17 protein-coding genes are annotated in these 20,970 nt (G+C 72.8%); 6 read left to right on the top strand and 11 right to left on the bottom strand.

The genetic code is table 11. The features are described 5' to 3' along the window. Positions 1-66 precede the first annotated feature (66 nt). The 8 genes from manD to PIJ49_RS07490 form a co-directional block, all read right to left on the bottom strand. Positions 67-1,422, bottom strand: coding sequence for a D-mannonate dehydratase ManD (gene manD / locus PIJ49_RS07525; protein ID WP_245171582.1), 1,356 nt, complete (start codon positions 1,420-1,422; stop codon positions 67-69). Continuing rightward, positions 1,419-2,699 (bottom strand): mannitol dehydrogenase family protein, encoded by a 1,281-nt coding sequence (locus PIJ49_RS07520; protein ID WP_066652516.1) that lies wholly within the window; start codon positions 2,697-2,699, stop codon positions 1,419-1,421. The genes manD and PIJ49_RS07520 overlap by 4 nt, the downstream gene beginning before the upstream one ends. Next, positions 2,696-3,568, bottom strand: a complete 873-nt coding sequence (locus tag PIJ49_RS07515; protein ID WP_271826223.1) for a sugar phosphate isomerase/epimerase family protein — start codon at positions 3,566-3,568, stop codon at positions 2,696-2,698. Before PIJ49_RS07515 ends, PIJ49_RS07520 begins: the two co-directional genes overlap by 4 nt. After that, positions 3,565-4,749, bottom strand: coding sequence for a Gfo/Idh/MocA family protein (locus tag PIJ49_RS07510; RefSeq protein ID WP_271826222.1), 1,185 nt, complete (start codon positions 4,747-4,749; stop codon positions 3,565-3,567). The genes PIJ49_RS07515 and PIJ49_RS07510 overlap by 4 nt, the downstream gene beginning before the upstream one ends. Further along, entirely contained in the window at positions 4,746-5,582 is an 837-nt protein-coding gene (locus PIJ49_RS07505; protein WP_209683783.1) for a sugar phosphate isomerase/epimerase family protein, read from the bottom strand. Before PIJ49_RS07505 ends, PIJ49_RS07510 begins: the two co-directional genes overlap by 4 nt. A gap of 125 nt (positions 5,583-5,707) precedes the next feature. Next, entirely contained in the window at positions 5,708-6,655 is a 948-nt protein-coding gene (locus PIJ49_RS07500; RefSeq protein ID WP_066652496.1) for a carbohydrate ABC transporter permease, read from the bottom strand. Further along, positions 6,652-7,665: a carbohydrate ABC transporter permease gene (locus tag PIJ49_RS07495; protein WP_066652494.1), complete on the bottom strand. Its 1,014-nt coding sequence runs from the start codon at positions 7,663-7,665 to the stop codon at positions 6,652-6,654. The genes PIJ49_RS07500 and PIJ49_RS07495 overlap by 4 nt, the downstream gene beginning before the upstream one ends. Then, positions 7,665-9,017 carry an ABC transporter substrate-binding protein gene (locus PIJ49_RS07490; RefSeq protein WP_209683786.1) on the bottom strand — a complete coding sequence of 451 codons (1,353 nt, stop codon included), beginning with the start codon at positions 9,015-9,017 and terminating at the stop codon, positions 7,665-7,667. The genes PIJ49_RS07495 and PIJ49_RS07490 overlap by 1 nt, the downstream gene beginning before the upstream one ends. Positions 9,018-9,160: 143 nt before the next feature. Between PIJ49_RS07490 and PIJ49_RS07485 the strand changes: the two genes are divergently transcribed. The 4 genes from PIJ49_RS07485 (at position 9,161) to PIJ49_RS07470 (ending at position 16,257) form a co-directional block, all read left to right on the top strand. Next, positions 9,161-10,201, top strand: coding sequence for a LacI family DNA-binding transcriptional regulator (locus tag PIJ49_RS07485; RefSeq protein ID WP_066652489.1), 1,041 nt, complete (start codon positions 9,161-9,163; stop codon positions 10,199-10,201). 147 nt (positions 10,202-10,348) lie between these two features. After that, complete coding sequence (gene uxaC, locus PIJ49_RS07480; protein WP_251155411.1) at positions 10,349-11,788, top strand: glucuronate isomerase; 1,440 nt, start codon at positions 10,349-10,351, stop codon at positions 11,786-11,788. 229 nt (positions 11,789-12,017) lie between these two features. Next, positions 12,018-15,428 (top strand): SdrD B-like domain-containing protein, encoded by a 3,411-nt coding sequence (locus PIJ49_RS07475; RefSeq protein WP_271826221.1) that lies wholly within the window; start codon positions 12,018-12,020, stop codon positions 15,426-15,428. Between the two features lie 205 nt (positions 15,429-15,633). Then, the gene (locus tag PIJ49_RS07470) at positions 15,634-16,257 is read left to right on the top strand and encodes a class I SAM-dependent methyltransferase (protein ID WP_271826220.1); all 624 of its coding nucleotides are present in this window, start codon (positions 15,634-15,636) and stop codon (positions 16,255-16,257) included. On the opposite strand, the gene PIJ49_RS07465 is transcribed toward PIJ49_RS07470, so the two are convergent. Next, positions 16,258-16,941, bottom strand: a complete 684-nt coding sequence (locus PIJ49_RS07465) for a response regulator transcription factor (protein WP_235426495.1) — start codon at positions 16,939-16,941, stop codon at positions 16,258-16,260. Further along, the gene (locus tag PIJ49_RS07460) at positions 16,938-18,362 is read right to left on the bottom strand and encodes a sensor histidine kinase (protein ID WP_271826219.1); all 1,425 of its coding nucleotides are present in this window, start codon (positions 18,360-18,362) and stop codon (positions 16,938-16,940) included. Before PIJ49_RS07460 ends, PIJ49_RS07465 begins: the two co-directional genes overlap by 4 nt. 216 nt (positions 18,363-18,578) lie before the next feature. On the opposite strand from PIJ49_RS07460, the gene PIJ49_RS07455 reads away from it, so the two are divergent. Continuing rightward, positions 18,579-18,824: an SHOCT domain-containing protein gene (locus PIJ49_RS07455; protein ID WP_209683798.1), complete on the top strand. Its 246-nt coding sequence runs from the start codon at positions 18,579-18,581 to the stop codon at positions 18,822-18,824. Here PIJ49_RS07455 and PIJ49_RS07450 read toward each other — a convergent pair. After that, the gene (locus PIJ49_RS07450; RefSeq protein WP_271826218.1) at positions 18,811-19,350 is read right to left on the bottom strand and encodes a gluconokinase; all 540 of its coding nucleotides are present in this window, start codon (positions 19,348-19,350) and stop codon (positions 18,811-18,813) included. The two genes, PIJ49_RS07455 and PIJ49_RS07450, sit on opposite strands and share 14 nt — an antisense overlap. A 113-nt stretch (positions 19,351-19,463) precedes the next feature. Here PIJ49_RS07450 and gnd point away from each other — a divergent pair, with 113 nt between their 5' ends. Next, positions 19,464-20,936, top strand: coding sequence for an NADP-dependent phosphogluconate dehydrogenase (gene gnd / locus PIJ49_RS07445; protein WP_271826217.1), 1,473 nt, complete (start codon positions 19,464-19,466; stop codon positions 20,934-20,936). Positions 20,937-20,970: the final 34 nt, after the last annotated feature.

Here is a 20,970-nt window from a genome sequence, read left to right as displayed (position 1 = left end):
GCCCGCTCGGAAGCGGGGGCGGGGGCGGGCGCTCGGGGCGGGGTCGGCCGCCGGTCCGGCGTCGGACTACCAGTCGTGGACGGTGCCGTCGGCCAGGCGGTTGAACGGCAGGTACGCCTGCTCGTACGGGTACTTCCCCGCCTCGTCCACGTCGAGCGTCACGCCGAGGCCCGGCTCGTCGCCCGGGTGCAGGTACCCGTCCGTGAAGGTGAACGTCTGCCGGAACACCTGGTTCGTCCTCGGTCCGTGCTGCATGTACTCCTGGATGCCGAAGTTGTGGATCGCCATCCCGAGGTGCATCTGCGCGGCGAGTCCGACGGGTGAGATGTCCGTCGGCCCGTGGAACCCGGACTTGATCTGGTACATCGCGGCGTAGTCCATCGTCTTGCGCAGCGGGGTGACGCCGCCCATGTGGGTCACGGCACCGCGCACGTAGTCGATGAGCTGGTCGCGGATGATGTCCTTGAAGTCCCAGATCGTGTTGAAGACCTCGCCGATCGCGAGCGGCGTGGTGGTGTGCTGCCGGACGAGCTTGAGCGCCTCCTGGTTCTCGGCGGGGGTGCAGTCCTCGAGCCAGAACAGGTCGTACGGCTCCAGGCTCTTGCCGAGCTTGGCCGCCTGCAGCGGGGTCATCCGGTGGTGGCCGTCGTGCAGGAGCGGCAGCTCGGGCCCGAACTCGTTCCGGACGGCCTCGAACACGGTCGGCACGTGGCGCAGGTAGGCACGGGTGTCCCAGTCCTCCATCGCCGGGAACGCACCCCGCTGTGCCGGCTCGAAGTCGTACCGGACGCCGGCGTTGCCCTCGGTCGTCCGGTTCGACGCGATGCCGTAGATGCTCTCGAGCCCGGGGACGCCCGTCTGCACGCGGATGGACCGGTAGCCCTCCTCCTGGTGCTCGCGGATCGAGTCGAAGAGCTCCGGCAGCTCCTTGCCCGAGGCGTGGCCGTACGCCATGAGTCCGGTGCGCGACGCCCCGCCGAGCAGCTGGTAGAGCGGCATCCCGGCGACCTTGGCCTTGATGTCCCACAGCGCCATGTCGACGGCCGCGATGGCGGCCATCGTGACCGGGCCCCGGCGCCAGTACGACGAGCGGTAGAGGAACTGCCAGGCGTCCTCGATGCGGCTGGCGTCCCGCCCGACGAGCAGCGGGACGACGTGCTCGGACAGGTACGCGGACACGGCGAGCTCACGGCCGTTGAGGGTGGCGTCGCCGAGCCCGGTGACACCGTCGGCGGTGGTGATCCGCAGGGTGACGAAGTTGCGGTCCGGACTCGTGACGATGACCTCCGCCCGGTCGATGAGCTGTCCGCGGTCGGCCGACGCCCAGGTGTCCGGTCGGCCGGCGGTCGGGTCCGTCGCCGCGCCGCCGTCGGCAGCGCCGGGGACGGGCGCAGCGGGGTTCGTGGTGCCGGTGTCGGTCATGCGTGGACTCCTTCGTCGACGGGGCCGCGTGCTGGTGCCGCGGCGGCGCGGATGCGTTCGGCGGCCGCGGTGACGGCGGCCACCACGGGGGTGGTGTCGAGGTCGGGCGCGACGACCCCCAGGACGTCGTGCACGTCCGAGTCTGGCCCGGGTGCTCCGGCGTCGTCCACCAGCTCGGCCTGCGTGGTGCAGTGCACCCACCAGGCGGCGAGCAGGGTCGCGGCTCCCGGGCCGACCCCGGCGTCGGGGTCGCGCTCGAGTCGCCGACGCAGGACGTCGACGACGCGGACGGGCAGCTTCTGCGAGCCGCCGGACGCGATCTGGCGCAGAGTGTGCCGGATGCGCGGGTTCGCGAACCGCTCGACGAGCGCGGCCCGGGCGTCGGCGACCTCGTCGGCCGGCAGCGGGAGTTCGGCGGCGGCTTCGTCCCAGAGCTGCTCGACGGCGGTCCGGCAGCGTGGGTCGTCCATCGCCGACGCCACGGTGTCGTGGCCGAGCAGCAGGCCGAGGTACGCCAGGAGCGAGTGCGCCCCGTTGAGCAGCCAGAGCTTCCGCTGCTCGTACGGGGTGACGTCGGGCACGAGCCGGACGCCGGCGGTCTCCCACTCGGGGCGGTCGATGCCGTCGAACACGTCCTCGAGCACCCACTCGGCGAAGGGTTCCGTGACCACGGGCACACGGTCGCCGTCGAACGCCCCGGGCAGGTCGCCGATCTCGTCGAGGTCGGCGGCGGTGGTGGCCGGCGTGATCCGGTCCACCATCGACGACGGGAAGGCGACGGACGACTCGATCCACGACCGGAGTGCCGGGTCGTCCGTCGCCCCCAGCACCGCCTCGCGGAGCACGGCGCCGTTGTGCGTCAGGTTGTCGAGCGACACCAGGGCGATGCGTCCGCCGTCGGCGGCCCGGCGTGCGGCGAGCCCGTCGACCAACCGGGCCGGCACGTCGGCGTCGGCGCGGTAGCCGGCCTCGGTGACCGTCAGCGTGACGATGGTCGTCCCCGGGGACGCGACCACGTGCCTCCAGGCCGTGCCGTCGCCGCCGGGGTGCGCCGCCACGATCGAGTCGACCACCTCGGCCGTGTCACCGTCGGCCGCTCGCGTCACCAGCGTGTACCGGCAGTCCTGCCCGGCGAGCGCATCGGCTGCCCCGGGCGAGCGCCCGGTGAAGGCGGTGATCCCCCACGGATCACCGCTGGCGTGCTGCGTGTACCAGGCGAGGTGGGCGCGCGCGAACGCGCCGATGCCGAGGTGCGCGATGCCGGGGCGCCGACTCATGCGGTCACCGGGACCAGGGAGCGCAGGTACGCCAGGTTGTCGGCGGTGCGCTCGGCGAGCGGCAGGTCGGTCGAGAAGTCCTCGATGGTGACCCACCCGTCGTACCCGTGCCGTCGCAGGGCGTCGAGGTACTCGGACACCGACGCCTGGCCGTCGCGCAGCGGTGCCCACTCGTTCCGCCAGATCCGGCTGCCGTCGGCCCGGGTCTCGCCGGTGTCGACCCACCGTGCGTTCTTCACGTGCGCGTGGGCGAGGTACGGCCCGAGGAGCTCGAAGGCGGCGAGGTGGTCCTCCTGCCCCTCGATCACGAGGTTCCCCAGGTCGTGGATGACGCCGACGTGCTCGGGGTCGAGCCCGTCGACGAGCCGGAGCGCCGCCGACGCGGACGGGGTGATCGTCATGTGGTGCAGCTCGACGAGTGCCTTGACACCGAGCTCGGCAGCGCGTGCCGCCGTCCACTCGAGGTCGGCGCGCGTGCGGTCGAAGAGCTCCCCGTAGGTGGCGCCGGTCCGCTCGCGCTCCCGCTGGTACCAGGGCATGGTGACGCGCACCTGGCGGGCGCCGAGTTCGCTCGTCACCCGGAGCATCGTCTCGACGCCCTCGTGGTCGGACACCGGCTGGTAGCCGCCGATGCCCGAGTACTGCAGGCCGGCGGCGTCGGTGGTGCGGGCGATCTCTCCGACCCGGTCCGCGATGCCGGTGAACTGCCAGGTCGACCGGTTGCCGGCCCAGAAGCCGGACGAGCCGTCCTCGGTGCGGTCGTCGACGATCCGCCACTCGATGCCGTCCCAGCCCTGCTCGGCGAGGGTGTCGGCTGCCTGCGACGGGGTCCAGTCGGGCGTGGACGCGGTGAACACGGAGAACTTCACCGGACTGCTCCTTCCCGGGGAGCGACGACCGGATCGACGTCGTCGTACTTCCCCTCGATGACGTCGTCGATCCGGACGGGCTGCCCGAGCGTCGCGCTGACGTACAGGCCGCGGACGGTCGCGAGCGACACGAGGGCGTCGTCGACGGTCACGCCGGGCTCGCGCCCCTCGCGGATCGCGGCGACGATGTCCGTGTACTGGCGGGCGTGCCCCGCGGCGAAGTGGTCGGGCTCCGGCGGGCCGCCGACGACGTGCTCCGGCGGGACGACGTCGTGCTTCTGGTCGACGGCGTCGGCGACCGCGGTGGCGTTCGCCGTGGTCGACGCGGACTCGAGCGTCGCCGCGTCCGGTGCGACGTGGAAGTACGCGAGCCGGTCGTCGTCGACGATCGCCGAACCGTGCGTGCCGTACACCGCGTAGCGCGCGGAGAGTCCCGGGTAGGCGGCGGTCGTGCAGTGGATGACGCCGAGCGCGCCGCCGCGGAACCGGACGGTCGCGACCGCGGTGTCCTCGACCTCGATGCGGTCGTGCGCGAGGAGCCCGACCTGCGCCGAGATCTCCTCGGGACGACCGAGTGCCCAGACGAGCAGGTCGACGGTGTGCACGCCCTGGTTCATCACCGCGCCGCCGCCGTCGAGCGCCCACGTGCCGCGCCAGTCGCCCGAGTCGTAGTAGCCCTGCGAGCGGTACCAGGCGACGCTCGCGACGCCGGAGGTCACGGTGCCGAAGTCGCCACCGTGCGCGGCTCCCGCGACCGCGACCGAGGCCGGGTCGAAGCGGTGCTGGCTGATCACGCTCGTCGTCACCCCACGGGAGCGGGCGTCCGCGGCGAGCGCCGCGATCTGGCGCGCCCGGGGCATCGTGGTGTCGAGCGGCTTCTCGATGACGACGTGCTTGCCCGCGGCGAGCGCCGCCTCGGCCAGCTGGACGTGCATGCCGGACGGGGAGCAGATCGCGACGACGTCGATGTCGGTCTGCGCGATGGCCTCCTCGACGGTCGCGGTGGTGACGGGCCGGTCGGCGCCCGTCGCCTCGATCTCGTCCGCCGCGCCGGTGGCGGCCGCGGGGACGGCGTCGACGAGGGCGACGACCTGCAGGTCCGGGTGCTGCACGGCGACGCGGGCGTGGTGGCGTCCGATGACGCCGGCGCCGACGACCGCCAGCTTCAGGGGGGTGCTCATCGCAGGGTGACTCCGATCTGGTCGGTGAGGGAACGGAAGGCCCGTCCGGCACGGCCGAAGGCCGCGGGGCCGGAGAACCCGCCGAGGGAGGTGACGTCGCTGAGGTGCGGTTCGAGGGAGGCGTACCCGGAGTAGCCGGCGTCGCGGAGGGCGGTCAGGGTCTCGAGCAGTTCGCCGTCGCCCTCCCCCGCCGGGACGACGGACGCGTCGGCGGCCAGGGCGTCCTTCACCTGCAGGTAGTCGACGTACGGCGCGAGCTGCGCCCAGCCGTCGGTGAACGGCCGGACGCCGCACTGCACGTAGTTCGCGTTGTCCCAGGCGAGCCGCAGCGCGCTCGACCCGACGCTCTCGACGATGTCGAGCACGCGCTCGGGGACGTCGCCGTAGATGTCCTTCTCGTTCTCGTGCAGCAGGGTGACGCCCTCGCGCTCGGCGAGGTCGGCGAGCGCACGCATCCGGACCATGACGTCGTCGCGCACCTCGTCCGCCGTGCGCCCGTCGAAGTAGAACGAGAAGATCCGGATGTTCGTCGTGCCGAGCGCGTGCGCGGCCGCGATCGCGCGGCCCAGCCGCTCGACCTCGTGCTCGACGGGCCGGTCGACGACCACCTTGCCGATCGGCGAGGCGATCGCGGACACGGTCTGCCCGCGCTCCTCGAACAGGCGGTGGAGGCCGGCGAGCTGGTCGTCGTCGAGGTCGACGACGTTGGTGCCCCAGGCGCTGCGCACCTCGATCGCACTCGCGCCGAGCGCCTGCAGCACCGCGACCTGGACGGCCGGGTCGGCATCGATCTCGTCGCCGAAGCCGGAGAGCTCCCACGTTGGCTGGGTCATCGTGTTCCTTCCTTGTCGGACGGGAGGCGCGTGGCGGGCCGGCACCGCGCCTCCCGTCCGTCGTGTGGTTGCGTTCGCTCCTTGACGGAGCCGGCGGCCTCGATGGGTCCTGCCCGCCGACCAGGTCACTTGACGGAGCCGGCGGTGAGCCCGCCGACCAGGTAGCGCTGGAAGATGAGGTAGAGCGCGACGACCGGCACGGCGCAGACGATCGACGCGGCCATCATCTGGCCGTAGATCGGGACGGCGCCGCCCTCCTGGGCGGTGCCGAGCACCTGCAGCACCACGGCGACCGTGCGGGTGTTCGGGGTCGTCATGATCGTGCTGAAGAGCACGTCGTTCCAGCCGAGCAGGAAGGCGAAGATCGCCGAGACCACGATGCCGGGCCACGAGAGGGGCAGCACGACGCTCCGCAGGATGCGGGTGCTCGAGGCGCCGTCGATGCGGGCCGCCTCCTCGAGCTCCTTCGGCAGACCGCGCAGGTACGTCACCATCACCCACGTCGAGAACGGCAGGGCGAACGTCAGGTAGGTGACGAAGAGGCCCCAGCGGGTGCCGATCACCTGCACGCCGGTGGCGCTCGCGATGTTGGCGAAGACCACGAAGACGGGCAGGAGCAGCAGGGTGCCGGGGATCGACTGCAGGGCGAGCAGCCCGCGGAGGATCGTCAGCCGGCCGAGGAACCGGAACCGGACGAGCACGTAGGCGGTGGACACGGCGAGCGCCGCACTCGCGACCGCCACCGCACCGGCGGTGAGCAGGGAGTTCACCAGGCCCTGCCCGAGCGCCACGGTGTCCCAGATCGCCACGTAGTTCGACAGCGTGAACTCGGACGGGAAGTACTCGCCGCGGGCGACCGCGACGTCCGAGTTCACCGAGCCGAACAGGATGTACAGCACCGGCACGGCGATGAACGCGACGAGGACCGCGATCACGGTGACCAGCAGCCACCGCGGCAGCAGCCGGGTGACGTCGGTGTCGTACGGACGCTTCGGGCGCTTCGCGCCACCGGCGGTGATGCTCTCGGTGAGCGTCGCGGTCGGACGGGTGCGGGTCTGGCTGAAGGCGCTCATGCGCGGGCTCCCTCGAGGTCGGCGGCGGCCGGGGCGGCGAGCAGGGCGCGGTCCGCGCGACGCTGCTTCCGGGTGGGGCCCGCGTCGTCTCCGGTGTCGAGCTTGACGGCCCGGAGGTAGACGAACAGCGGGATCGCGACGATCACCAGCGAGCAGATCGCCATCGCCGCGGACAGGCCGAAGCGGAACGACTGGAAGCTCGCGATGTACGTCAGGACGGGCATCACCTCGACGCTCGAGGGCAGGGGGTTGCCGAAGAGCACGAAGGGCAGCGTGAAGTTGTTGATGTTGTGCAGGATCGAGATGATGATCGCCAGGCTCAGCGGTCCGCGCAGGTACGGGAAGACGATGTAGCGGAGCTTCGCCCACCACGTCACGCCGTCGAGGGCGGCGGCCTCGTGCACCTCGTTGTCGACCGCCTGCAGTCCGGCGAGCGAGAGCAGGTAGACGAACGGCCAGCTCGTCCACACCATGACGCCGGCGAGCGCCCAGTAGGACGCGGAGCCGTTCAGCCAGAGGACGTCGGTGCCGAGGACGGTGTTCACCACGCCCTGCGGCTGGAGCATCGTGCGGAAGAACGTCCCGACGACGAAGGCCGGCAGCACGTACGGCACGAGGTAGATCGACCGGACCAGGCCGCGCCCGGGGAACCGGTTCTGCGTGGAGACCGCCGCGGCGACACCGATCGGGACGGTGACCGCGGTGACGAGCACCGACAGGGACACCGAGATCCAGATCGAGTGCAGGAGCGGCGAGTCGGTGAAGGCCTCGGCGAAGTTGGCGAACCCGACGAAGGGGGCGCTGAACCACTGGCGCAGCGTGTACTGGTCGAGGTCGAGCATCGCGATGTACAGGCCGACGAGCAGCGGTACGACGATGACGGCGAGCATGAGGACGCCGCCGGGCAGGAGCATCCAGAGCGGACGCTCGCGCTGGTACAGCGGGGTCGTCCCGTGCGGGCGGACCTCCCGCGGGGTCTCCTGGCGGGGTCGGGTCTGCGTGGTGGTCATCACAGCCCTCCGTTCTTCTGGCGGTCGAGCGTTGCCTGGGCGTCCCGCTGCGCCGCTGCGAGGCGCTTCCGGAGCTGGTCGTCGCTGACCTCGCCGCGCTTCAGCGACGGGATCGACTGCACGACGACGTCGACCAGCGAGAGCTGCACGTCCGACCAGGCGCCGGTGAAGGCGGTGGGCTTCGACAGTTCGCCGGCGCGGACGATGGGGGCGAGGTCGGGGTTCTGCTGCGCGATGCGGTCCGCCGCGACGGTGTTCGTCGGCAGTTGCCCGAACAGCTCGAAGTAGCGTTCCTGCGCCTCGGGCGAGGACACCTGCCGCACGAAGTCGAACGACAGGTCCTGCTTCGAGCCGTAGTCGGCGACGACGAGGTTGTCCCCGGACAGGATGCTCGCCGCCTCGATGCCGTCGGCGGGGCGCTCGGTCGCGCCCGGTGGCACGGTCGGCAGCAGGGCGTACTCGTACTTGCCGTCGACGGCCGAGCCCTGCAGCGAGTTCAGGGAGGTCGTCGTGGTCATCGGGAAGAACGCGGCCTTGCCGTCGGCGAACTGTGCGAGGGCCTGCGGGTTGTTCCAGCCGATCGCCGCGGGGTCGACCACGCCGTCCTCCGTCACCCAGTCGAAGTAGGTGCGGTAGGCCTGCTCGACGGCGGGGGCGTCGATCTCGGCCTTCCCACCGTCGATGATCGTGTTGCCGGCGTTCTGTGCCATCCCCCACACGAACTTCCACGGGTCGAAGCCGTCCGCGTAGGCGATCGCCATGCCGTAGGTACCGTCGCCGGTGGTCTTCCGGGCGTCCTCGGTGAGCTCGTCCCAGGTCGTCGGCAGGTCCGTGATCCCGGCCCGCTCGAGGAGCTCCGTGTTGACGGCCATCACGAACGGTCGGCTGGCGAAGGGGATCCCGATCTGCTCCGCCGTGCTCGGACCGGAGATGCCGAGGGACGCCGGTGCGAACTGGTCCTTGCCGCCGACCGCGTCCCACTGCTCCGGCCCCATCTCGACGAAGGCACCGGTGGCGTAGGCGGTCGGGGTGAAGGTCGTCCCGATCGCGTAGACGTCCGGGCCCTGGCCCGAGATGACGCTGGTCTGGATCGCGGTGAGCTCCTCCTGCGGGGTCGAGTAGGTCTCCCACTGGATGTCGGCACCCGTGGTGCGCTCGAACTCGGCGGCGGTCTCCCGCTGCCACTGCGCGCGTTCCTTCGGGTAGGTGGTGTCCGCGCCCATCATCACGCGGAGGGTGTCCGGGTCGTCGCCGCTGCCGTCGACGATCGCGCAGCCCTGCAGCGAGAGGGCGGCGACGGCGACGACGGCGGCACCGACCAGGATGCGGGTCCTGCGTCTTCCTGTGCTCATGCGGGGGTGTCCTCCTCGACATCTCCCCCGGGCGACGGTGCCCGGGACGGCGGCTGCGCTGCCGACGTGCCACCACTGTCCCGGCCGTGGCAACAACCGGCAACCGGTTGCCACTTGTTGCCACGCCGGCCTAGTTTCGCCTCGTGAGCAGCGCAGACACGGACACCTCGCGGCGGGTGACCATCCGGGACATCGCCGACGCGACCGGGGTCGCCCCGTCCACGGTCTCCCGCGCGCTCTCGCTGCCGGACCGGGTCAACCGCGACACCCAGCAGCGGATCCAGCAGGTCGCCCGCGAGCTCGGCTACGTCGCGAACTCGCAGGCCCGGGCGCTCACCTCGGGACGGACCCGGGCGGTCGCCGTCCTGGTGTCCGACATCACCAACCCCTTCTACTTCGACGTGATCCGCGGCACGCAGCACCAGCTCTCCGCCGCCGGGTGGACGCAGCTGCTCGTCGACACCGAGGAGTCCGCCGAGGCCGAGGTCGCGGCGCTGCGTGCCGTCGCCGGCAAGGCCGACGGCGCCGTGCTCACGGCGTCCCGCCTGTCCGACGCGCAGATCGCCCGGTTCGCCGAGCGCACCCCGCTCGTCGTCGTGAACCGTCGCCCGGCCGGGGTGCCGTCGGTCCTCATCGACACCCCCGGAGGCGTCGAGCAGGCCGTGCAGCACCTGGTGTCCCTCGGGCACCGGGACGTGCTCTACGTGGCCGGCCCGGACAGCTCCTGGTCGAACGAACGCCGCTGGCGGGCGCTCGTCCGCGTGGCGGGGCGCCTGGGCGTCCGGGTCGCCCGCGTCGGCCCGCACGCGCCGTTCGTCGACTCCGGAGCGGCCGCCGCCGACGCCGCCGTGCACGCCGGGGCCACCGCGTGCATCGCCTTCAACGACCTCATCGCGATCGGGATGCTGACGCGGTTCCGGGAGCGGGGCGTCCGCGTGCCCGAGGACGTGAGCGTGGTCGGCTGCGACGACATCTTCGGTGCCGACTTCTGCAACCCGCCCCTGACGACCATGACGTCGCCGATCGAGCGCGCCGGTCGGGTGGCGATCCGGATGCTGCTCGGTCGACTCGATGCGCTGCCGGCCGACGAGCCGCCGGGTGAGCACCCGTCGGGCGCCGTCGCGCTGCCGACCCACCTGACCGTCCGGGGGTCCACGGGCCCGGCACCCGTGCGGCCCCGCTGATCCCCGCACCGCCGCACGATCCCGCTCGCCCGCCCGCCCATCCGCCGCTCGCTCGACTTCGCCGCCCCTGTCCGCCCGCTCGCCCGCTCGCCAGACCTCGCCCCCCCTGCTCGCCCGACCTCGCCCGCCTGCCCGAAGGAGCCGATGATGCCCTCCACCAGCACCACCACGCCGCTCGCACCGCACCCCGACCGGCTGTTCCCGGCGGACCCGGGGACGCGCTCGGTCGCCCGCACCGTCTACGAGGCGGTCCGCGACGCCCCGATCATCTCCCCGCACGGGCACGTCGACGCGGCGCTCATCGCGGACGACCAGCCGTTCCCGGACCCCGCTGCGCTGCTGGTCACGCCCGACCACTACGTCCTGCGCCTGCTGCACGCGAACGGGGTCGGGTTGCAGGAACTGGGTCGCCGCGACCTGACGGGCACGCACCCGGACCCCGACGGCCGGGAGGTCTGGCGCCGGCTCGCCGAGCACTGGGACGACTTCGCCGGCACGCCGGTCCGCTACTGGTTCGAGACCGAGCTGCACGACGTCTTCGGTCTGACCGAGCAGCCGTCGGCCGCGAACGCGGACGCGCAGTACGACCGCATCGCAGCCGCGCTCGCGACGCCGGCGCTCCGACCCCGCGCGCTGTTCGACTCCTTCGGGATCGAGGTGCTCGCGACCACCGACGGCCCCGCGGACGACCTCGCAGCGCACGCACGGCTCGCCGCCGACCCCTCCTTCACCGGTCGGGTGCTCCCCACCTTCCGCGCGGATGCCGTGTTCGACCCGTCACGCCCGGACTGGAGGCACGTGGTCGCGTCGATCGGCGAGGCGTCCGGCATCGACACGGGCACCCACGACGGGCTGCTGGCGGCCCTCCGGGACCGGCGCCGGTACTTCATCGAGCACGGCGCGACCGCCACCGACACCGGCGTGCTCGACGCGGGATCCGCGCCGCTGTCCGCGACCGAGCGCTCGCGCATCCACGCGGCGGCGATGCAGGGCCCGTCGGGCGTCACCGCGGCCGAGGCGGTCGCCTACCGCCACGACATGCTCTACCGGTGGGCGGAGATGAGCGTCGACGACGGCCTCGTCATGCAGCTGCATCCGGGCGTGCTCCGGAACCACCACATGCCGACCCTCGAGCGGTTCGGCCCGGACACGGGCCACGACCTGCCGGCCGTCGGCGCGTTCACGGAGCCGCTCCGGCCGCTGCTCGAGGCCTTCGGGACCGCACCCGGCTTCCACCTCGTGCTGTTCACCGTGGACGAGACCGTCTTCTCGCGCGAGATCGGCCCCCTGGCCGGCTTCTACCCCGCCGTGTACGCGGGCGCCCCGTGGTGGTTCATCGACACCCCGGCGGCGATCGGCCGCTACCGGGCGGCGGTGACGGACTCCGCCGGGTTCACGAAGACCTCCGGGTTCATCGACGACACCCGGGCGTACTGCTCGATCCCGGCACGGCACGACATGGCACGACGGGCCGATGCGGCGTACCTGGCGTCGCTCGTGGTGTCGCACCAGCTCTCCGAGGAGGACGCGGTGCGGACGGCACGGAGGATCGTGTCGGACATCCCGCGGGCGACGTTCAAGCTCTGAGCGGGATGCCGCACATGTGACATGCGGAGTGTTCGGTCCTGCGGCGTCGGCGGGGTCAGGGTGAGGCGTCCGTCGTCCATCCGATCTCCGACCGAGGAGCGCCATGTCTCGTCGTCCGTCGTCCGAACGTCCTCCCTCGCCCGCCCCTGCCCGCTCCGGCCGACCCGGCCGACCCGGCGGACCCGACGGGCCGCCCTCGCTCGGCCGCGCGGTCGGCGCCCTGGGGGCAGTGGCCCTCGCGGTCCCCTCCGTCCTGCTCGGACCGGCCGGTGCTGCCGCTGCCGCGACCGCGCCGGCAGCGGTGGTCGGCCTGGCCGTCGAGGTCGCCGCCGACGGCCGCGGGCCCTTCACGCCGGACGACGGCCCGGGCGGGGACCGGGGTCCCGCGAACGGCATCGTCCGGACCCGCGACGCCGTCACGTACCGGGTCACGGTGAACGCCGGCGACGGGACCGCGCACCACGAGCGCTTCGTCCTCGAAGCTCCGGCGGGCACGGGTTGGGCGGGGGTCCCGCTCGCGTGCACGGGTGCCGGGTCGGCGGTCGAGGGCCAGCGGCTCACCTGCGACCTCGGCGACGTCCCCTCGGGGCACGCCGTCGCCGTGCCGGCCGTGCTCGACGTCTCCGGGGACCTGCGGAACGGTGACCGCATCGCCGTGACGGGCACCGCGACCGCGGACGACGCCGAGCCCACCGCACCGGTCACGTCGGCGACGACCGTCGTGTCCGCCGCGCCGCGGTACAACCTCAGCAAGGCCGTGGTGGGCTCGACCCTGCGGACGGACGTGCCGGGGCCGGACGGCACCCCCGGCGTGCAACTGCGCTACCCGATCGCCGTCGACTGGCAGTCCCCCGTCCCCGGGCAGGGCCTGCTCGGCTTCGAGCGGAGCACGGGCGACATGCACTTCACCGACGACCTGTCCCACCTGCTCGGCGACCGACCGTCGGGTGCGGTGCTCTGGAACGGCGGTCGACCCGCCTGCGGCCGCAACGGCGAGGACGGCGTGCAGTTCGGCGGTCTGCCGGGCGGCCGCGGCGGGGGCGACCGAGCCGTGGCCGACTCCGGCACCGTCACCTGCACGCAGGCAGCGCCCGGCGGCGAGGTCGACGTGACGATCCACGGCGCCGTGACGGACGCCGCGCGCATGCCGGGGCGCAACATCGGCGGCGGCCCGATCAGCGGCGGCGTGAAGCCGTACGTCGTGAGCGGGTGGATCTCGCTGTGGATGCCCACCCCGTCGGTGCCGACGTCCGTCGAGTCGGTGAACACCTTCACGCCGCTGCAGACGACCTCGGTCAGCGGGACCCCGAACTTCCCCGGCGGCGCGGAGCCGACGGCCGACAACAGTGCTCGGCGGAACCTCGTCGAGCTCGGACCGGGCAGCGCAGGCAAGCGGCTCTGGCGCCTCGGGAGCGACGGCAGCGGCGTGACCGCCGGATCGGCGAAGGACGGAGACCCGTGGGCCACGGGCGGCACCCGACTCCGCAGTGACGTCACGATGGCGAACACCGGTCTCGCACCCTTCCGCGGCGCAGCGCTCTGCGACACCTTCGACCGCCGGACGCAGCGCCTGACGACGGTGGCAGGGCGGGCTCCTGCGTGGTCGAGCGGCCTCGAGCACGCGCACGTGCAGTACGCCGCGTACGACATGGCGTCACCGGCGGCAGGCCAGGTCCGCACCTGCGACGACGGCGACGGCCCCTGGTTCGACGACCCGGCGGAGGTCCCCGGCGGCATCGCGGCGGTCGGGGCGGTCCGCGTCACCGGCGACCTGGCCGGCGGCGCGAGCGGCGGTCTGTACTCCACGGTGACGACGCAGCGCGCGCCCGACGGGACCCGCGTGTACGACTTCGGGCACGCTCGCTTCGGGGACCACCGGCCCGAGTGGGTGCACGACCACCAGGACCCCGAGCTCGGTGCCGGCGGGCTGGCCGACAGCGTGGTGCTCACCGAGGACCTGGTCCGCGTCGACAAGGTGGTCGTCGACCCCGGGCACGACGCGGCCGACACTCCGGACCGGACGAGCGCGGTCACACCGGGCAACACCGTCGACTACGCGCTCCGGCCGACCCTGACGAACGGCTTCGCCGACGGACGCCCCACCGACGTGACCGTCCGTGACGTCCTGCCCGCGCACACCTCGTACGTCGAGGACAGTGCGTCGAGGACCCCCGAGGTCGACACGGTGCCGGGTGCCGACGGCCAGGAGCACCAGCGGCTGACCTGGACGCTGCACGACGTGGAGCCGAACGCGCGCATCGCGCCGATCACCTACACGGCGCGGATCGACCGCTCGGCGCCGGCCGGTCCGATCAGCAACACGGTGACCGTGGCGTCACCGGCCGACCGGTCCGACGAGCGCTGGCGCACCGCCGAGCGCGGCCTGGAGGTCGTCACCACCGGCGGGGTCGGGGTCGAGAAGCGCACGCCTACCCCCGTCGTCGTGACCGGCGACGATCCGGAGTGGGACCTCGACGTCACGAACACCGACGACGCCGCGATCGGCGGCCTCGACCTGATCGACGTGCTCCCGCACCACGGAGACGCACGAGGCTCGGACTTCCACGGCACCGTCGGACTCGCGGCGCCGGTCCCCACCGACCCCGACGCCGGTGAGGTCGTCCGGTACACCGACGCCGAGGCCGCCGACGTCTCCCCCGACGGTGCCGACCCGAGCAACCAGCCCGGCGGTACGACCCGCTGGTGCACCGAGGACGAGTTCGGTGCGAGCGGCTGCCCGGACGCACTCGACCGGGTGACCGCCGTCCGGATCGAACGGCAGACGCCGGTCCCCGCCGGCGAGACCGTCACGCACCGGCTCGTGCTCGCGACGAGCGGCGCGCACGACGGCGACCGCTACGTGAACCGGTTCGGCCTGCGGACGTCCGACCTGGCGCTCCCGGTGCAGTCGAACCCGTCGACGGTCCGGGTCGTCGCCGGCATGATCGGTGACCGGGTGTGGGACGACCGGAACGACGACGGCCTGCAGGACGACGACGAGCCCGGCGTCCGGGGCGTCCCCGTCACCCTCACCGGGACCGACGACCACGGCGACGCGGTCGAGCAGCGGACGACCACCGACGACGACGGCGGGTACCGCTTCGACGGGCTGCGGCCGGGCGACTACCGCGTGCACTTCACGGCGCCCGACGGCATGCACTTCACCGAGGAGCACGTCGGCGACGACCAGGCGGTCGACTCCGACGCCGGACCGGACGGTGAGACCGCGGCGGTCATGATCGACCGGGTCACGAGCGCGGAGGGTGCGCTCGAGGGGGTGCGCCGCGACACGACCGTCGATGCCGGCCTGGTCGAGGCCGGACCCGGCGACGGTGGGGACGGCGGTGGTGGGGACGACGGCGGGGACCCGGGAGCAGGCGACGGGACCGGTGGTCCGGGGAACCCCGGTGACGGTGACGGCGGCCGTCCTGGTGGCGCCGGCACCGGTACCGAGGCGGGCGGTGACGCGCCGATCGGCAGCGGTCACGAGCGGACCGGCGCGGCGCAGGCCCTGTCCGCCGGCCGACTCGCCTACACGGGGACGACCGTCGGTGCTGCGGTGGCGCTGGCGCTCGCGCTCCTCGTGCCCGGGCTGACCGTGCTCATCAGCCGACGACGGTCCCGTCGGTCGTCTGACTGACCCGGCATCCGGCGCTCCGCACGGCGGGGTCGGGTCACCTCCGGGTGGCTCGACCCCGCTGTCGTGCGCCCACCGCTCACCGTCGGGCAGCAGCGGCCCCGGTCGTGCGCCCGTCGGTACGTCGGCGGTCGGCGGTCGGCGGTCGGCGGTCGGCGGTCGGGGGGTCGGCGGTCGGCGGTAGCGTCGCCCCGTGGACCCTGCCTCGATGAGCGCCCCGAGCGCAGCAGCTCGAGCGGACGCCCGTGTCGTGGCGGCCTACGACGACCGGGCGGACGAGTACGCCGAGGTCCTCGGCTCCATTGACGCCGTCCACCCCGAGGACCGGACGCTCGTCGAGGACTGGGCGGACACGACGCACGGACTCCTGCTCGACGTGGGATGCGGACCCGGCCACTGGACCGCGCACCTGCACCGTCGTGGCCACGCCGTCATCGGGATCGAGCCCGTACCGCGGTTCGTCGAGCTCGCGCGCGCTGCCGCTCCCGAGGTCGACTTCCGGACCGGGACGATCGAGGCGACAGGTCTGTCCGACGGCGGTGTCGGCGGTGTGCTCTCCTGGTACTCGCTCGTGCACCACCGTCCGGACCGGGTGCCGGTCGCGCTCGCGGAGTGCCGCCGGATCCTGGCACCCGGGGGCGGGCTGCTCGTCGGGTTCTTCGAGGGTCCGACGCTCGAGCCGTTCGACCACGCGGTGACGACCGCCCACCGATGGCCCGTCGAGCGGATGGTCGCTGCGATCGAGGACGCGGGTCTCACGGTCGACGCCGTGCACCGACGCTCCGACGACGGAGCGCGCCCGCACGCGGCCGTCGTCGCTCACCGGGCCTGATCACGGCTGCCATCCCGGAGTGACCAGCCCGGTCTCGTAGGCGAAGACGACCAACTGCGCGCGGTCGCGGGCACCGAGCTTGATCATGGCGCGCGAGACGTGCGTCTTCGTGGTCATCGGACTGACGAAGAGCCGCTCGGCGATCTCCGTGTTGGTCAGGCCGAGGGCGACGAGTTGCATGACCTGGCGCTCGCGGTCGGTGAGGACGTCGAGGGACGGGGCCAGCGCGGACGGCTTCGCGTGCGTCGCGTACGCGGCGACGAGCGAACGCGTCGGACCCGGCGACAGCAGCGACTCCCCGGCGTGCACGGTGCGGACGGCGCGGAGCAGTTCGGCGGGCTCGGTGTCCTTCACCAGGAAGCCGGCCGCACCGCCACGGATCGCCTCGAACACGTAGGAGTCCTCCTCGAAGGTGGTGAGGATCACCACGTGCACGCCGTCGAGGTCCGGATCCGCCGAGATGCGCTGGGTCGCGACGAGCCCGTCCGTGCCCGGCATCCGGATGTCCATCAGCACGACGTCCGGACGCTCACGCCGGACCGCCGCGACGGCCGAGTCACCGTCGCCGGCCTCGCCGACCACGGTCATCCCCGGTTCGGCGTCGACCAGGGCGCGGAGCCCGGCGCGGATGAGCACCTGGTCGTCCACGAGCACGACCCGGATGGCCTCGTCGGTGGTCGTCACGATCGCTCCTCGTCCTCGTCCTCGTCCTCGTGCTCGTGCTCGTGCTCGGCCGCGTCCGACGACCGCGCGGCGACGGTCGAGGGCAGTCGTGCGACGACGCGCCACCCGCCGTCCGGCGTGGGTCCGGCCGACAGGGTGCCACCGACGGCGGAGGCCCGCTCGCGCATCCCGATGATGCCGTTGCCGGACGGTCCGAGCAGCGGCGTGACCCGGGCGTCGGCCGGGTCACGGTCCGGGGCCGGGGAGTCCTCGACCGACAGGTCCACGATCTCCGGTCCGAACCGCACCGCGATGCGGGCGCGGTGCTCGGGAGCGTGCTTCATCACGTTCGTCACCGACTCCTGCACGATCCGGAAGGCCGCGCGGTCCGTGGTCCGGTCCACCGGTGCAGGGTCACCGTCGACCGTCGCGCTGATGTCGACCCCGGCCGCGCGTGCCCGCTCGACCAGGTCCGCCAGGCGGTCGAGCCCCGGGACGGGGGTGCGGTCCGCGGCGCCGGGGAGCGGCTCGCTCCCGGCGGACCCGCGGTCGGCCGTTCCGCCGGTCGGTCCGTCCGTCCTGTCAACGTCCCGGTCCCCGGACCCGTCGACCGACCGGAGGACCCCGAGGATCGTCCGCAGCTCGACCAGTGCCTCGCGGCTCGTCTCACGGATGTCGGCCAACGAGGTGCGGGTCTGCTCGGGGAGCGCGGACCCCAGGTGGAGCGCGACACCCGCCTGCAGGTTGATGAGCGACATGCTGTGGGCGACGGAGTCGTGGAGCTCACGGGCGATGCGGACGCGCTCGTCACGGGCGCGTTCCTGCTCTGCGGCAGCGCGCCGACGCCGTCGGTCCGCGACGCGGTCGAGACGGACGCGGACGAGCTCCGCCACGGACAGGGTCACCGCTGCCCAGGCGACGGCGAGGACGACCGCGTCGAGGTTCCGCGCGGGTGCACGGCCGAGGAACTCGTCGGCGGTCGGCAGCGCCGTGACGGCCAGTCCGAGCGCGACACCCACCGCGGTGCGGCCCCCGTGCAGCCACGCGTTCACCGCCGCCATCGTCAGCGCGGCCACGAACGGCCCCCGCGGACTGACCAGCAGGGCGTAGCCGATCGTCGTCACGAGCGTCACGGCGAGGACGCCCGTCGGCCACCGCCAGCGCCACGGCAGGACGAGCACCCCGACGACGAGCAGCACGATCGCGAGTGGACCCGGCTGCGCTGCGTCGACGATCGAGGAGCCGAGGACGTGGGTCGCCCAGGGCGGGCCACCGCGAGGGCCGACGGTGTCGGTCGGCCCGGTCGGGAAACGCGCCGCCAGCAGGGTCCCCACGATCTGCACGAGTGCGACCGGCAGTACCCGACCGAACTGGGCGAAGCGACGGACGCCGTCTCGCTGGTCGTCGGTCGCCTCGGCGGCGGCAGTGGGGGTGCGGTGCATGCGTCCGAGCCTAGGGTCGCCTCGGCGGCACGGCATCGGGTCGTGGCAGGAGCTGTGGACTACCCCCGCGGGAGTAGTCGGCGGTGCAGGAGGACCGGTCGTACGGCTGCGGGAGCAGGCGGGAGTCGGCCTCCGTGGCGGACGCGGGACGAGCCTCCGGACCGGATGCTGGGAACGTCGCCCGACCGGGCGACACGATCCGCCCAGGAGGCAACCGTGCACACCGCTCTCACCACCTTCGCCGCCGTCGGCCCCCTCGGGCACGGCGGGCCGCCCTTCTTCCTGTTCCCGGCGTTCTTCCTGCTGGTGCTCCTGGCCACCGCCGTCGTGTTCGGCGTCCTGCGTCGCGGCGGCTGGCGGGCGCGGTCCGATGCCCGGGCCGTCCTCGCCGACCGGTTCGCCCGGGGTGACATCGACGCGGACGAGTACCGCTCGCGGCTCGCGGAGCTCAGCCGGAAGTGACCGCCAGCGCCGACGTGATCGTCGCCACGGTGTCGTCGACCGACCCCTCGATGGACACCGCGACGACGGTCTCGTCGGGCTGGGGCCGCTCGAGGGTCGCGAACTGCGAGTCGAGCAGCGACGACGGCATGTACTCGTGGTGACGGTGCGCCTGGCGCTCGGCGATGAGGTCGTGCGACCCGTCGAGGAAGGCGATCACCAGGTCGGGTGCCGCGCTGCGCAGCCGGTCGCGGTAGACGCGCTTCAGCGCGGAGTTCGCCATGACGCACCGGTGCCCCGACGCCTGCACCTCGGCGATCCGTGCCGCGCAGGCGTCCAGCCACGGCCATCGGTCCTCGTCGGTCAGCGGCGTACCCTGCCGCATCTTCTCCTTGTTGGCGGCCGGGTGGAGGTCGTCGGCGTCGACGAACGTGCTCGGCTGGCCCTGCTCGGCGAGCGCGTCGGCCAGCGCCTGACCGATCGTGGACTTGCCCGAGCCGGAGACACCCATCACGAGCACGGGCGGGAGGACGTCGTGGTCGGTCATCCCTCCACAGTACGGGTCGTCCGCTTCCCGTCCCCAGTTGACCGGATCCCCGTGCCGACCCCAGGTGTCGGTCGTACCGTGGGCCGCGACACGTCAGGACGAAGGAGACTCAGGTGGCGGACAACGAACAGCACGACGACGGCGGCACGGCGAACATCGGTGTCGTCGGTCTGGCGGTGATGGGGTCGAACCTGGCCCGCAACCTCGCCTCGCGCGAGGGCAACACGGTCGCGGTGTACAACCGCACCTACGCGCGCACCCAGGAGTTGCTGGACGAGCACGGCGACATGGGGTTCATCGCGTCCGAGGACATCGACGGCTTCGTCGCGTCGCTGTCGAAGCCGCGCACCGCGATCATCATGGTGCAGGCGGGCAAGGGCACCGACGCCGTCATCGAGCAGCTCGCCGACCGTTTCGAGGAAGGCGACATCATCGTCGACGGCGGCAACGCCAACTTCCACGACACCATCCGCCGCGAGCACGACCTGCGTGAGCAGGGCCTGAACTTCGTCGGCACCGGCATCTCGGGTGGCGAGGAGGGCGCGCTGAAGGGCCCGTCGATCATGCCCGGCGGCTCGGACGAGGCGTGGGAGACCCTCGGCCCGATCCTGAAGTCGATCGCCGCGGTGGCCGAGGGCGAGCCGTGCGTGACGCACATCGGTACCGACGGCGCCGGTCACTTCGTCAAGATGGTCCACAACGGCATCGAGTACGCGGACATGCAGTTGATCGCCGAGTCCTACGACCTGCTCCGTCGTGCCGGCGGACACTCGGTCGACGAACTCGTCCAGATCTACGAGAAGTGGAACGAGGGCGACCTCGAGTCCTACCTGATCGAGATCACCGGCGAGGTCCTCAAGCAGCAGGACGCCGACTCCGGGGAGCCGCTCGTCGACGTCATCCGTGACGAGGCCGGGTCCAAGGGCACGGGTGTGTGGACGGTGCAGAACGCGGTCGGGCTCGGCATCCCCGTCTCCGGCATCGGTGAGGCGGTCTTCGCCCGCGCGGTGTCCTCGAAGCCGTCGCAGCGCGCAGCCGTCCAGCGCTCCGTGACGAACCGACCGGACGTGGTCGACGTCCCCGACACGTTCGAGGACGACGTCCGGGCCGCGCTGTACGCGTCGAAGGTGGTCGCGTACGCGCAGGGCTTCGACCTCATCATCGCCGGGGCGAAGGAGTACGACTGGGACATCGACCTCGGCGCGGTCGCGAAGATCTGGCGCGGTGGCTGCATCATCCGAGCGCAGTTCCTCAACCGCATCGTCGAGGCGTACGACAAGAACCCCGCGCTCGAGAGCCTGCTGGTCGACCCGTACTTCGCGGACGCCGTCGCCGAGGGCGAAGCGGCCTGGCGTCGCATCGTCGGCATCGCCGCTGCGTCCGGCATCCCCGCCCCGGGGTTCTCGTCCGCGCTGGCGTACTTCGACTCGCTCGCGTCCGATCGACTGCCGGCGGCGCTCATCCAGGGGCAGCGTGACTTCTTCGGAGCGCACACCTACCAGCGCGTCGACAAGGACGGCACGTTCCACACGCTGTGGTCCGAGGACGGCCGGCGCGAGGTCGAGCAGGAACCCTCCACGCACTGACCCGGTCGGGCAGCAGGCCCCGTCGGACGGCGGG

It is taken from the genome of Curtobacterium uvaldense, assembly GCF_028307415.1.
Taxonomy (GTDB): domain Bacteria; phylum Actinomycetota; class Actinomycetes; order Actinomycetales; family Microbacteriaceae; genus Curtobacterium.
Note: the sequence above shows the minus strand (reverse complement) of the source record. Positions and strands in the feature narration are given on the sequence as shown.